Raw genomic sequence first — 14180 nt, 5'->3', positions numbered from 1 at the left:
AAATGACAGCTTCCAACGGATTCTCGCCAATGCCTGTGTACTGTGCCCTGTCCGACACGTCCCCATCGCTCTCTTCCTCGACCTGGCCTTATATCCCTGGCGGGAATCTGCCTATGGTGGCGCTCATGCACACCGTGGCGATCCTGGTTCTCGACAACGTGGTGCCGTTCGACATGGCGACGCCCTTCCAGATGTTCGGCTGGACGCGGCTGCCGGACGGCCGCCGCCCCTACCGGGTCCGGCTGTGCGCCGAGTCGCCGGAGGTGCCCACGGAGGGCTTCGCCCTGCGGATCGACCGGGGGCTCGACGGGCTGGCGGACGCGGACACGATCATCGTGCCGGGATGCGACGAGACCGGACCGCCCTCCCCCGCCGTGGTCGCGGCCCTGCGGGAGGCGGCTCGGTCCGGCACCCGGATCGCGTCGGTGTGCGTGGGCGCCTTCGTCCTGGCGGAGGCGGGACTGCTGGACGGGCTGCGCGCCACCACCCACTGGATGGCCACCGACGAGCTGGCCCGGCGCTTCCCGCGCGTGGAGGTGGAGCCGGACGTGCTGTACGTCGACAACGGGCGGGTCCTCACCTCCGCCGGGGCCGCCGCGGGTCTGGACATGTGCCTGCACATGATCCGCCGGGACCTGGGGTCGGCGGTCGCCGCGCACACCGCCCGCATGGCCGTCGTACCGCTGGAACGGGAGGGCGGACAGGCGCAGTTCATCGTGCACGAGCACCCGCCTGTCCCGCGCGGCTCGGCGCTCGAACCCCTCCTGGAGTGGATCGAGGACAACTTGGCGCAGGAGGTCACCCTGGCGCAGATGGCGGAGCGCTCGGGCATGAGCGAGCGCACCCTCAGCCGCCGGTTCCGTGAGCAGACCGGCACCACTCCCTTGCAGTGGCTGCTGCGGGTGCGGGTGCGGCGGGCCCAGTACCTGCTGGAGAACAGCGACCACCCGATCGAACGGATCGCACGGCAGGCGGGGTTCGGATCGCCGACGGCGTTCCGCGATCGCTTCCGCCGGGTGGTCGGCACGACCCCGCATGCCTATCGCTCCGCGTTCCAGGGGAGGAGCGCGGTAGGCGTCCAGTCATAACCGGTGACCCACCCTGATCGGTCACGGTGGGAAAAATCACCCGAGTCCCATACGGGCCATGCACAGTTGGACAAGGGGTATCGATCCTCCCCAAGGACGGTGTACTCCCATGAACTACTCCAGCCGCCTCCTCTGTGCCCTCTACATCGCCACGAGCGCGGGGCTCGCCTGGACCACGGTCCTCGCGTTCCGGTACGGCCCCGTGTGGGGCGCGTGTCTGTTCGCCGCCGCCAGTCTCGTGCCGCTCATCGCCGTCGTACGGGAGACAGTGATCTGCGATCAGCGGCGCTGGCTCCTGGAGTTGATCGCGCGGGCCGGGCGCGCCGGCGATGCCGCCGAGGCGATCGTCCAGGCAGAGCTCGACTCGGCGTGCTGCGAGCGCTGGTGGACGAGCCTCGGCAGTGCGCACGACGTCACGTGCCGGCACGGGATGCCGCACAGCAGCAGCGCCGCCTGAGCGTGCCCGGGTCAGTGGCCGAGAGCCCGGTCGACCTCCTGCCGCAGGAGGTCGACGTAATCGCGGGTCCAGCCCTCGATCGTGGCCCGGTCCCACAGGTCCGAGGAGTACTCCACGAAGCCCTTGAGCTCGTCCCCCGCCGGGACCAGCCCGAAGGTGAGCTCCGTGCGGGACGCGGCGGGGGCGAGGTCCTCGACCGCCGTGGCCAGCCCGGGCAGTTCGATCTCGGCGTCCAGGGAGCTCTGGTACGCGAATCCGACGTCCAGCCGGTCCGGAACCTCGACGCCGTTGTGCTCCCGCAGCGCGGGGGCGATCCGGCGCACCGGCATCGACCGGTCCATGCACTCCACGGTCGTACGGGCGACCCGGTCCGTCAGGTCGGCGAAGGAACCGTCCGCCCCGTCCCGCACCGGCAGCGCGAAGCCGGTGATCGTGCAGGCCAGCAGGGACTCGAACTCCCGGCGTTCCCGGTTGGCGTAGGAGATGTTGAACACGACGTCGCTTTGCCCGGACTTCCGCGCGAGCATCCGCCCGAGGACGGCCGCCGTGACCACGAACGGCGTCGTACCCCGCTGTCGGGCCAGTCGCTCGACGCCGGACCGCAGATCGGCCGGCACGGTGAACATCACGGCGCCGCCCCGGCCGCTCGCCTTCTCGGGCCGGGGCCGGTCCAGGGGCAGATCGACGGTGAACGGCACTCCGTCGAGTTCACGCACCCAGAACTTCAGCTTCCGTGCGTCGGCGGCCTCGTCGGCCTGCTCCCCCTGCCAGCGCGCGTAGGTCACGGGCTGGCACCGCACGGGCGGCAGGGTGTGGGGTTCGCCCGTGGCGGCGGAGCCGTAGAGCGCGGCCAGTTCCTTCAGCAGCAGGCTGACGGACCATCCGTCGCAGGCGGAATGGTGCAGGACGAGGAGCAGGACCCAGGAGCTGTCGCCGGTGCGCACGAGGCGCAGCGCCATCGGGGTCCCGTCGGTGGGATCGAGCGGTGTCTCGGCGGCCTCGGCACTGGCCCGTTCCAGGGCGGCCGACCGCTCCCGCGCCGGTCGCGCGGTGACGTCCTCGATCGGCAGCTCCATCGGTCCGGGCCGCAGGACCTGCTGCTCCCAGCCGTCCCCGCTGCGGGCCAGGCGGGTCCGCAGGCCCTCGTGGCGCTCGACGAGCCGGGTGAAGGCGGTGCGCAGGGCCGCCACGTCCAGGTCTCCGGAGAGGGTGATCCGCAGGGCGACGTTGAAGACCTGCGGGAGGAGATGGGCGGCGTGCACCGTGGCGAAGCGGGCCTGTTGCACGGTGGCGGGTGCCCTGCGCTCCACGGTGCCGGGTCCGTCGTCGGCGTCGGACTTCCCGTCCGCGGCCGTCATCTCGCCCACCGTCGGGGCCAGTTGAGCCACCATGGCGCCTAGGGTCGGCTCCTCGTAGAAGCGCAGCATCGGGTACTCGGTGCCGAACTCCTCCCGGACTCGGTTGACCAGCCGCATCGCGGTGATGGAGTGGCCGCCCAGGTCGAAGAACGAGGCGTCCGCCGCGATGCCGTCGGCGTCGACCCCGAACTCGGCCGCCCACAGTTCCCGTACGCGCCGCTCGGCGTCGGTGCGGAGACCGGCCGCCGGTTGCCCGCCGACGCCGGCCGGTGTGCGGCTCGGTGCCGTGGTGGCGAGATCGGGCGCCGGCAGCGCGGATCGGTCCAGCTTGCCGTTGCCGGTCACGGGCAGGGCGGGCAGGATCCGCCAGGCGCGCGGTACGAGGTACTCCGGCAGCCGGGACGCCAAGTCCTCGGCCAGGAGGTCGGCGAAGGCCTGCCGGTCGTCGGCCGCCGCCGTGCCGATCGGGTCGGCGGGTACGGCATACGCCGCGAGGTAGGCCTCTCCCCGATCGTTGCGCCGGGCCAGCACGGCCGCCTCGCGCACGCCGTCCAGGGCGTTGAGCACGCGGGAGACCTCTTCCGGCTCGACCCGGAAGCCACGGATCTTCACCTGGTCGTCGACCCGGCCGCAGAACTCCAGCGTCCCGTCCGCCGTCCAGCGGACCAGATCGCCCGTGCGGTACCTGCGGGCGTCCGGCCCACCGTCCGGGTCCGGCAGGAAGCGCTCCTCGGTGAGTTCGGGGCGGTGCAGATAGCCGAGGGCCACGCCCGGGCCGCCGACGTACAACTCCCCCACCGTGCCGACGGGCACCGGGCTGCCGGACGCGTCGAGCAGGCTCAGTCGGACGTTGTCGACCGGGCGGCCGATCGCGATGGGCCGGGCGGGCTCCTCGCCCTGCGGGGACACGGATTCCGTGGTGCACAGCACGGTGACCTCGGTGGGCCCGTACACGTTCACCGTCTCGTACGTGGCCTCGGGCCGCGGGCGGGTGCGCAGCACGTCGCCGCCGAGCAGCAAATGGCGCAGGGGCGGCTGGTCCGGCGCCGGCAGCCGCAGCAGCTGTTCGCCCAGGGCGGTGGGGAGGATGGAGAAGGTGACGCCCTGCTCGGCGTACCAGCGCGCCAGCGTGAGCGGATCCCGGCGCAGGGACTCGTCGGCGATCGTGACCGACGCTCCCGCGGTCAGCGCGGGCCAGATCTCCAGGAGCGAGGCGTCGAAACTCTGGCTGCACACGACGGCGCTGCGGTCGGCCGAGGTGAAGGTGAAGCGCCGGTGCTGCCATGCGCACAGGTCGACGACTCCCCGGTGCGCCACCACGACGCCCTTGGGCGTGCCGGTGCTGCCCGAGGTGTAGAGGACACAGCACGGGGATTGAGGGCTGGACCGGTGGCTGGTCGCGGATGTCACGCGCGGCGCGTGGTGTGCGGTGGCGTCCGGCGATACGACAGCCACGCCTGCGGGCAGCTTCAGGGCCGCCGCCTCGTCGCGCGTCGACACCACGATTCGGGCTCCGCACTCGGCGACGACCTGCTCGGCGCGTGCCCGGCCGAGGGACGGGTCGAGCGGCACATAGGCGCGGCCCGTCTTGAGCACGGCGAGCATGGCGATGACGAGGTCGGCGGAGCGGGGCAGCCACAGGGCCACCTCACCCGTGCCTGTGGGGTGCTGTTCCCGGAGGGCGGCGGCCAACTGCTCGGCGCGGTCGTCCAGTTCGCGGTACGTCAGGCTGCTGTCGCCGCTGATCACGGCCGTGCGGTCCGGCAGCGCCGCCGCCTGCCGTGCCACCAGGTCGTGGACGGTGGCGTTCGCGAGCGGGCGGGACGGGCCGTGTTGCCGGGACAGCGGCACGGGCTCCCCGTCGACGGCTGCCGGAGCGAGCCGGGACAGGGGCGCCTCGGGTGAGTCGACCGCCGCCGCGAGCAGGTCCCGGAAGATGGCGAAGAACCGCTCGACGGTGTCCTGGTCGAACAGGTCGGTGTTGTACTCCAGATGGCAGCGGATGCCGTGCGGCTGGTCGGTGAAGTAGACGGTGAGGTCCGTCAGGGACTTGTCCGGGCCGGCGTCCAGCGGTGTGGCCTCGATGCCGGGCAGGTCGAAGCGGAACGGCTCGGCGCGCTGGAACTCGGCGAACGCCTGGAACACCGGGGTCCGGTCGACCGCCCTGGGCGGGGCGAGTTCGCGCACCACCGTCTCGAAGGGCACGCGCGCGTGGTCGTACGCGTCGAGGGCGACCGTGCGGACCCGGTCCAGCAAGGTGCCGAACCCGGGGTCGCCGGAGAGGTCGAAGCGCAGGGCGAGCGTGTTCACGAAGAACCCGAGCAGGTGCTCGGCCCGCTCGGGCCGGTCCGAGATCGGGGTGCCGACGACGAGGTCCGTCTGTCCGGTGACCCGGTGGAGCATCGCCGCGTACCCGGCGAGCAGCGTCATGAACAGGGTGCCGCGGCGCGACCGGCTCAACTCCCGCAGCCGTCGGGAGAGTTCGGGGTCGAGGGTGTGGAACACCGCCCGGCCGTTGGAGGTCATCGTCGCCGGGCGCGGGCGGTCGGTGGGCAGGGCGAGCACGGGGAGGTCGCCGCCGAGGGTGCGGCGCCAGTGGGCCAGGTCCTCGTCGGCCTCGGGGCCGTGCGCGGATGCCGCCAGTTCCCTCGCGTGCTCGGCGTAGGACCAGGTGAGCTCGGGGAGGTCGGGGGCGGTGCCGTCGCGTTCGCCTCGGTAGAGGGCGGAGAGGTCGCGGGTGAGGACGGTGGCGGAGGCCGCGTCGACGACGATGTGGTGGAGGGACAGGACCAGCACATGCTCCGTCTCGGCGAGCCTGACCAGCCGGGTGACGAACAGAGGGCCGTCCGCCAGGTCGAAGCGTCGTGCGCTCTCCGCGGACAGGACCTCCTGGAGCGCGCCGTCCACGACCTCGAAGTCGGGCTCGGCCGACGCCCGCACGACCTGCCGGGGCTCGCCCCCGGTCTCGCGGAAGACGGTACGCAGCCCCTCGTGCCGGGCCACGAGGCCGCGCAGTGCCGCGTGCAGAGCGGGGACGTCGAGAGGGCCGTCGAGGCGGATCGCCTTGACCTCGTTGTAGGCGGTGCGTCCCGGAAGGAGGCGCTCCAGGAACCAGATCCGTTCCTGGCCGGGCGACAAGGGGGCGTCACCGGGAGGCGATGCGGCCGTCCTCCGGTAACTGCGGCGCAGGGCGTCCAGGCGTGGCAGGCCCGCGCGCAGCTCGTCCGCCGCGACACCGAAGTCGACCAGCGCGACGATCTCGTCGGCACCCGCCTCGGTCACCGCGTCCACCACCGGACGGACGCTGTCCACCGTGCCGATCAGGGCACGCTGGTCGCAGTAGCGGCCGTAGGCACGGCGGAACACCGCCTCCAGGTCGTCCTCGCTCAGCGCGGCGAGGTCGATGCTGTGGCCGAGGCTGTTCGTGACGCCGCTGAACACGGACAGGGACGCGCGCATATAGCGGGACAGCGGTTCGTACGCCTCGGTCCGCGCGGTGTCGTGGTCTTCCGCGAGATAGGTGTGCAGCAGGACGGCCACCCGCCCGGCGTCGGGGTCCAGGCCGTGCCGGGCCCGGGTGCTCCGGTAGCGGGCGATGTTCTCCCGGAGCTGTTCGACGGTCTGGGTCATGAGGTTGGTGACGATGCCCAGGTCGTGGCGGGCGGCGAGTTCGTAGGAGGCCGGGTTGCCGACGACCGCGGTGTACAGCGGCGGAGTCTCCTGGACCGGTCGTGGGAAGAGCCTCAGCTCTGCCTCGCCGTCACCGGTGGTCCGGCGCACCGCGTCCCCGCGCCAGAACTTCCGTACCTCCTCCAGCTGTTCGTACATCACCTCCTTGTGCCGCCCGAACCGGTCGGGGAAGAAGGCGAAGTCCTTGGCGCTCCAGCCGCTGGCGACGCCGATACCGACGCGCCCGCCGGAGAGGTTGTCGACCATCGACCACTCCTCGGCGACCCGGATCGGGTCGTGGAGCGGCAGGACGACGGAGCCCGCGTTGAGGCGGATGCGCTCGGTCTCGCGGGACAGCGCTGCCGCGAGGACCGCCGGATTGGGGAAGAGGCCGCCGAAGGAGTGGAAGTGGCGCTCGGGCATCCACAGCGCGTGAAAGCCGTGCCGGTCGGCGAACCGGGCGACGTCCATGAGGAGTTCGTACTGGCCGCCGTTGCGGGGTGCCGAGGTGTCCTGCGGGTAGTCGCCGAAGAAGTAGACGCTGAAGTCGGGGGTGCGGGGGGCGACTTCGGCCACGGGTGGTGGTGCCGTGCGGGATCCGGTGACGGCTGCGGCGTTCCAGGCCATGGAGGCCACCGGGGCGGGCGTCGGCGCAGGGGTGGGAAGAGGGGTGGGATCGGAGGTGGGCCGCCCGCCCGGGAAGAACGCCGCCGCCCGCAGCTCGCGCAGCGAATCCCGTACGGCGTCCGCCACGAACTCGATGTCGCCGTCCGAGTGGGCGGTGGACAGGAAGAAGTTGCGCCACTCCCAGACGTGCACGCCGCGCAGCATCAGGTGGTGGTAGAGCAGCTCCAGGTCGGCGCGGTGCTCGAAGCGGAACTGGGAGCCGAAGTGGCTCATCCGCAGCGGGTACTCCTCGGCCTCGAAGAAGCCGTTCAGCGTCGCGGCGAGTTCGGCGGTGCGGGCGTTGAGCCGCTCCTGCAGGCGGGGGCTGTGCTCCTTGAGGTGGGTCAGTACGGCGCGCGCGGCGACCATCGACACCGGGTGCTGGATGTACGTACCGCCGAAGAAGGTGGTGTCGGCCGGCGGGTAGCTGTCGTCGCCGTACGACCAGTGGCCGCCGTCGACGCCGTCCATGATGTCGGCGCGGCCCGCGATGGCGCCGATGGGGAAGCCGCCGCCGAGCAGTTTTCCGTAGGTGGCGAGGTCCGGGGTGACGCCGTACAGCTCCTGCGCGCCGCGAAGGGCGGGGCGGAAGCCGGTGAGCATCTCGTCGAAGAGCAGCACGATGCCGTGGCGGCGGGTCAGCTCCCGCAACTTCCGTACGAATGCGACGGGTTGGAGCGACGGATGTCTGCTCTGCACCGGCTCCACGACAATCGCGGCGATGTCGTCGGCGTGCCGGGCGATCGTCTCCAGGGCGGTGTCGCTGCCGTATTCGAGGACCAGCAGATCGGAGACGGCGGCCTGCGGAATGCCTCGGGAGACCGGCACGGTGATCTGGTCGGCGCCGCTGCCCGCCGTGCGGCCGAGGACGTTGTCGGCGTGGCCGTGGTAAGCGCCCCGGAAAGTGACGATCTTGTCTCGGCCGGTGGCGGCGCGGGCGAGGCGGATGGCCGCCGCGTTGGCCTCCGTGCCGGAGTTGGCGAAGGCCACCCGTTCCAGACCGGTGAGTTCGGCGAGGAGTTCCGCCGCCTCGCCGGTCTCGATGGTGCGCGGGCCGAGCTGGATGCCTCGGGAGAGATGCTCGCGGACAGCCTCGGTGACGAACTCCGGCTCGTGGCCGAAGAGGAGGACGCCGAAGCCCATCGTGATGTCGACGTACTCGTTGCCGTCGACGTCCTGGAGCCGTGCCCCGCTCGCCCGATGGCCCGCGATCGGGTACAGCATCTCCTTGGTACCGCTGCGGAAGCCGACGACGGCACGGCTGTCGGCCAGGACGCGACGGTAGCGCTGAGCGATCCGCTTGGAGGTCGGCGTCCTGGCGGTGTAGCGGCGTACGAGGTCGTCCAGGTGCTTCTGCTGGGAGTGCGGAGAGGCGTCCCGCACCATGCCCGAGGTTCTCGCGACGGTCACCCGGGGACCATGGACGCCCGACGGTTCCGCGGTCTGCGGCTCCGTGGCGGGGGCGGCGGCATCGCCCATCCGTATCTGCTCGGCGATGCGCTGCGAGAGCTCGCACATCGCCGCGAGGTCCTGGTCCAGGGCGGCGGATATGCCGTTCAGCCCGGTCACGGGGCCACCTTGCCGTTGAGGCGGTCCGCGGTGGAGGCGGTCTGGAGGGCGAGCAGTTGGGAGAGCTGGGACATCATCTGCAGCTGTATCTGGGACATCTGGTGGAGCTTGTGGGCGAGGTCCTCCAGCTCTTCGCGGGTCGCGTACTCCGGAGCGGGGGCAGCTACGGATGCGGGGGCGACGGCCATGGGTGCGGGAGGGGGTGCGGCGACCGTGGGCTCGGGCAGGGGCAGGGCGGGCGGCTGCGGGACGTCCTGCCGGGACGGCGCCGGGATACGGGCGACGATGAACTCCGCGAGCCTACGTGGCGTACCGGTCTCCTCGAACAGCTGCCGCATCGTCACCTTGACCTGATGCTCCTGCTCCAGCTCCCGCAGCACACTGATCATCTGCAGCGAGTCGGCGCCGAGGTCGAAGAAGGACGCGTCGCCGACGATCGCCGACGGATCCTCGCCGAGGTGCCGGGCGGTCGCCTCGACGATGCTGTGGAGTACGGGCCCGACCGCTGCCTCTTGCTGAGCCACTTCGGCTTCCTCTCTCACTGATGTTCGCGTGCTCAAGGCCGTCAACTCCGGCCCCGTCCAGTGGTCCTTGTGCTGGAACCGGTAGCCGGGCAGCGGCACGCGCCTGCCCCCGCTGCCGGCCAGGAGAATCCGCCAGCGGACCTCCGCCCCCGTGCAGTGCAGTCCCGCAGCCGCGCTCCACAGGGCGCCGAGCCCGGCACCGCGCCGCAGGGACGGCAGCGACCGCACCTCGGGCAGCGCCCGGCGGGCGAGGCCGCTGAGGGTGGTGTGCGGCCCGATTTCGAGCAGTACGTCGGGCCGCTGGGCGGCGATGCCGCGCAACGCCTCGTCGAAACGGACGGGCTCACGGGTGTGCCGTACGAAGTAGTCGGCGTCCGGGGTCCAGCCGGGCGGGCGGGCCGCACCGTCCACCGCGCTGACGAACGGGATGCGTACGGGCCGGAAGTCCACGTCGACGAGGAGCTTGCGGAACTCCTCCAGCATCGGTTCCATCAGGGCGGTGTGGAAGGCGCGGGTCACGGGCAGCCGGTGACCCGGTGTGCCGCGGTCGTCCAGCAGGGCGCACGCCCGGTCCACGGCCGCCGCCGGCCCGGCGAGCACCTGGGCACGCTCTCCATTGGCCACGGCCGGCTCCAGGCCGGGGATCTCGGCCGCCAGGGCGAGGGCGGCCTTCCGGTCGAGCGGTGCCGCGACCATCGCGCCCGGCGCACAGCGCTGTTGCATCAACCGACCGCGTGCGGTGGTGAGGCGCAGCCCGTCGTCGAGCGAGAGGGCTCCGGCCGCGTACAGGGCGGCGTACTCCCCGACGCTGTGCCCGGTGACGGCGGCCGGTTCGATGCCGGCGTCCTGCCACAGCCGGACGAGGGCACACTGCAACGCGAACAGTTCGGGTTGCGCGGTGTCCGTGTCGCCGAGCATGCCCTCCACCGGTACGTCGCCGGTGAGGTCCCGGTAGTGGTGCTCACAGGCGTCGAGCACCTCGCGGGCGGCGGGAAAGCGCTGGTGGAGGGCGTCGGCCATCCCTGCGTACTGGCTGCCCTGCCCGGTGAACTGGAACGCCACGCGCGCGGGGCCCTCCCCGGAAATCGTCCCCGTGGTCACGGCCGCTCCGGCGGTTCCGGCGAGCCACGCGTCGAGGGCATCGGTGAGGGCCTCCGGCGTGGAGCCGTGTGCCGCGAGCCGGTGGCGGCCGTGGGTGCGGCCGAGGGCGGCGGCGGTGACGAGGTCCGCCGGGTGCGGTGCGGGTGGCCGACGCAGCCGGTCGCGGAAGGCGCGGGCGTTGTCCGCGAGGGCCTCCGGGGTGCTTCCGGAGAGCAGCAGCACGTCCGGAGGGGAGGCGGCGGAGGCGGTGTCGGTCCGGGGCGCGGGTTCCGGGGCCTGTTCCAGGATCAGATGGACGTTGGTGCCGCCGACGCCGAGTGAGGTGAGGCCCGCCCGGCGCGGCACGTCACTGTCCGGCCAGGGCCGGGCGGTCCGGGGGATGTAGAAAGGGCTGTGGTCCAGGTCGAGGAGGGGGTTGGGCTCGCTGAAGTTCGCCATCGGCGGGATCACGCCGTGCTGCAGGACCAGCAGGGTCTTGACGAGTCCGGCCAGTCCGGAGGCCGCGTCGAGGTGGCCGATGTTGGCCTTGGTCGAGCCGAGGGCGCACATGCCGTCGCGGTCGGTGTCCTCGCGGTAGGCGCCGGCCGCGCCGTCGAACTCGATCGGGTCGCCCTTGAGCGTGCCGGTGCCGTGGGCCTCCAGGTAGCCGATGGTGTCCGCGCCGACGCCGGCCCGCCGTAAGGCCTGGCGGATGGCGGCGCGCTGGCCCTGTGCGCTCGGCGCGGTGAACGCCGTCTTGCCGGCGCCGTCGTTGCTGATGCCCCAGCCGCGGACGACCCCGTGGATCGTGTCGCCGTCGGTGACGGCCCGGGCCAGCCGTTTCAGTACGACGGCCAGGACGCCCGTGCCTCCCACGGTGCCGTCGGCCGAGGCGTCGAAGGCCCGCACACGGCCGGACTTGGAGAGGATGGAGCCCTTGACGTAGCGGTAGCCCAGGACCTGCGGAACATGGACGGCGGTGGCCCCGACGAGGGCGATGTCGCAGTCGCCCATGAGCAGCGACTGCGCGGCCGACTGCACGCCGACCAGGGAACTGGAGCAGCCCGTCTGGATGTTGACGGCGGGTCCGGTCAGGCCCAGCTTGTAGGCGACTCGGGTGGCCGTGAAGTCGGCGTAGTTGCCGGAGGTCATCTGCATACCGGCCATCCAGTCGGTGGCGGCCTGGCTGGGCAGGACGTTGTTCAGGAGGTAGTTCTGCAGGGCGTAGAGGTGGTAGCCCGTGCTGGCGTAGACGCCGATGCGGGTGCCATCACGTTCGTCCGGGTAGCCGGCGTTCTCCAGGGCGTGCTGGGCGCATTCCAGCAGCATGCGGTGCTGGGGGTCGGTGATCCGGGCCTCGCGGGCGCTCATCGCGAAGTGCTGGGCGTCGAAGCCGGCGATGTCGTCCAGCACACCGGAGGCGCCGACGAAGTCCGCCGCCCGGTACTCCTCGGCGGGGACACCCGCTGCGGCCAGCTCCTCGTCGGTGAACCGGGTGATGCAGTCGGTGCCGTCCCGGATGACGCGCCAGAACTCCTCGGGGGTGTCGGCGCCGGGCAGCCGGAAGGCCATGCCGATGACGGCCATGCGCGGGTCGGGATCGACGGCCGTCCACGGGTCCGGTGTGCTCCTGGTCATCGGCCCCGTCCTTCCGACACCGTCGGTCTCTCAGTACCGGCCACAGGTTCCTCCGCAGACGGGGCGACGGTTCTGCCCCGGATGACCAACAACAGCAGCAGGGCCAGGCACAGGGCGATGGCGAGGCCGTGGAAGGCGGCCACCACCCGCAGCGGTGAGTACGTCTCCAGGAGCGCGCCGCTGACCAGCATGCCGAGTCCGAAGCCAGTGTTCTCGGCCGAGGCGGAGAGCCCGAAGAGACGGCCACGACGGTCGTCGGGGGCGCTCTGCAGCCTCGACACGTAGACGATCTCGGTGAACCCGTCGGCGGCTCCGGCGACGAGCGCGGCGATGACGGCGGGCACGGTCGGCAACCCGCTGAAGACCAGGATGAACCCGGCCGACATGACACACGCGCCCAACGCGAACGCCCGCTCCCCAGGCGTCCGCCCGCTCTTCTTGGTGACCCGGCCGATCACCTGCTGGGCGAGGATGTTGCCGATGGCCCAGGTGGCCCAGAACTGGCTGATGAACGTGGCCGGATGGTCCGGATCCAGACTACTGGAGTAGAGGGGCAGGGCAACGTTGTGGGACGAGGAGCCCAGCCCGTCCACCGCCCTGATGGCGATCATCGCCATCAGTACCGGGGCGGTGCCCAGCAGCATCCGGGCCGTCCAGCGCGCGGCGTCGGAGGAGTCGGCGCTCGCGCCCTCCTCCCCCTTGGCCGCCCTGGTGCGTACGGGCAACAGGAACAGCACCGTCGCGGAGACCAGGAAGGTCGCGGCGTCCAGCGCGAACGCCGCGGAGTAGCCGAGTTCCGCCACGACCACGCCCGACGAGGCGAACCCGGCGATCATGGCGAGCGAACGCCCGGTCACCAGCAGCCCGTTGGCCCTGACGCGGTGTTCGGCGCCGACGATCTCCGGGACGCTGCTGCGCAGGGCCACCTGGGAGAGCGTCGAGCAGCCGCCCGTGACCACGGCCAGGGCGTACAACAGTCCGGGACGCACGCCGTCCGGGGCGAGCAGCAGGGTCAGCAGCGCCACCGCCTGGCACAGGTCGGCGCCGACCATCAGGCGCTTGCGGTCGTACGCCGAGACGAGTCGGCCGCTCACCCAGCCCGACACGACATTGGTCGCGAGGCGTACGGCCATGAAGAGGCCGGCGGCCAGCGCGCTGCCGGTGGCGTCGTAGATGAAGACGTTCAGCGCCACCATGTTCAGGTAACTGCCGTACGCCGAGATGCCGTTGCCCAGGACGAGCAGCCGGAAGTACCTCATGCACCTTCCTCTGGTCTGCATGAAGGGTGTGGAAGGGTGTGCGATGTGTGAGGCCGGGATGCCCGGTCCGCCGGCTCAGCGGCGGGACGGAATGCGGCGATGCCCGATGACCGGCCCCGACCGCTCTCGACGCGTCGGTGCGCACCGCTGTCGCACGGCGTGTTCATGCCCCCGCTGCCGGCCCAGCACAGAAACCATTCCCCCTACGGGCCGCCGGACGACGGCCATTGGTCCGTCACCCAAGCAGAACCGGACAGGCGGGTTCAAGACTCCGGATATGGTCCAGACGACTTCCGGCCCGGAATTGGCGATTTCGCAACGATGCTGACAGGAGCACCCATGACGGAGGAGCCGACACCACGCGTGGTGGCCGTCAATCGAGGCACCGAGCAAGCCGCCGGTCAGGGACCCGGACGACGGCCCCAGCACGATGCCCTGGAGGCGTGGGTGGGGCGTTGGATCAACACCGGCCACATGATCGACGACGACGGGAACGCCGGGGCGACGATCACGACCTCCGACGTGTACGCGTGGGCGCCAGGTGGGTTCTTCATCGTCCACTCAGCATATGGGCGCATCGGGGAGTTCGACGTCGGTGGCACGGAGGTCATCGGGTGGGACGAGAGCAGGGGGCACTACACGTCGCACTTCTTCGACAGCCGGGGCAACGTGACCGTCAGCAGCCTGACCGCGCGCGGCGACACGTGGACGTACCAAGGCGACACCACGCGTTCCACCGTGGAGTTCAGCGACGATCACCGCGTCCAAACCGTCCTTCACGAGCGCATGGACGACGCGGCGATCTACCGGCCGTCCATGAAGGTCACTCTCCTCAAGATCGAGTGAGGGCACCGCGGCGGCCCAACGCGATG

The 14180-nt window shown here is 71.6% G+C and carries 6 protein-coding genes; 3 read left to right on the top strand and 3 right to left on the bottom strand.

Features of this window, described 5'->3' with window-relative positions; all coding sequences use genetic code 11:
• Positions 1-125: 125 nt before the first annotated feature.
• Positions 126-1088, top strand: coding sequence for a GlxA family transcriptional regulator (locus BLU79_RS30495; RefSeq protein ID WP_093909332.1), 963 nt, complete (start codon positions 126-128; stop codon positions 1086-1088).
• 109 nt (positions 1089-1197) lie between these two features.
• Positions 1198-1545, top strand: coding sequence for a hypothetical protein (locus BLU79_RS30490; protein WP_093909165.1), 348 nt, complete (start codon positions 1198-1200; stop codon positions 1543-1545).
• An 11-nt stretch (positions 1546-1556) separates the two neighbouring features.
• Here BLU79_RS30490 and BLU79_RS30485 read toward each other — a convergent pair whose 3' ends face one another.
• The 3 genes from BLU79_RS30485 to BLU79_RS30475 are packed head-to-tail and all read right to left on the bottom strand — an operon-like array spanning position 1557 to position 13308.
• The gene (locus BLU79_RS30485; protein WP_256333516.1) at positions 1557-8807 is read right to left on the bottom strand and encodes a MupA/Atu3671 family FMN-dependent luciferase-like monooxygenase; all 7251 of its coding nucleotides are present in this window, start codon (positions 8805-8807) and stop codon (positions 1557-1559) included.
• Complete coding sequence (locus BLU79_RS30480; protein WP_093909164.1) at positions 8804-12049, bottom strand: type I polyketide synthase; 3246 nt, start codon at positions 12047-12049, stop codon at positions 8804-8806. Before BLU79_RS30480 ends, BLU79_RS30485 begins: the two co-directional genes overlap by 4 nt.
• Positions 12046-13308 (bottom strand): MFS transporter, encoded by a 1263-nt coding sequence (locus BLU79_RS30475; RefSeq protein ID WP_093909163.1) that lies wholly within the window; start codon positions 13306-13308, stop codon positions 12046-12048. The genes BLU79_RS30480 and BLU79_RS30475 overlap by 4 nt, the downstream gene beginning before the upstream one ends.
• Positions 13309-13647: 339 nt before the next feature.
• Between BLU79_RS30475 and BLU79_RS30470 the strand changes: the two genes are divergently transcribed.
• The gene (locus BLU79_RS30470; RefSeq protein ID WP_177001240.1) at positions 13648-14154 is read left to right on the top strand and encodes a DUF1579 family protein; all 507 of its coding nucleotides are present in this window, start codon (positions 13648-13650) and stop codon (positions 14152-14154) included.
• Positions 14155-14180: the final 26 nt, after the last annotated feature.

The organism is Streptomyces sp. cf386, assembly GCF_900103585.1.
Lineage (GTDB): Bacteria > Actinomycetota > Actinomycetes > Streptomycetales > Streptomycetaceae > Streptomyces.
The sequence above is the reverse complement of the archived record's forward strand: the minus strand, read 5'-3'. Positions and strand labels throughout refer to the sequence as shown.

Bases quoted from the DNA above. Each gene is read 5' to 3' on its own strand.
- BLU79_RS30470 (WP_177001240.1), top strand. From the start codon at position 13,648: ATGACGGAGGAGCCGACACCACGCGTGGTGGCCGTCAATCGAGGCACC.
- BLU79_RS30480 (WP_093909164.1), bottom strand. From the start codon at position 12,049: ATGACCAGGAGCACACCGGACCCGTGGACGGCCGTCGATCCCGACCCG.
- BLU79_RS30490 (WP_093909165.1), top strand. From the start codon at position 1,198: ATGAACTACTCCAGCCGCCTCCTCTGTGCCCTCTACATCGCCACGAGC.
- BLU79_RS30475 (WP_093909163.1), bottom strand. From the start codon at position 13,308: ATGAGGTACTTCCGGCTGCTCGTCCTGGGCAACGGCATCTCGGCGTAC.
- BLU79_RS30495 (WP_093909332.1), top strand. From the start codon at position 126: ATGCACACCGTGGCGATCCTGGTTCTCGACAACGTGGTGCCGTTCGAC.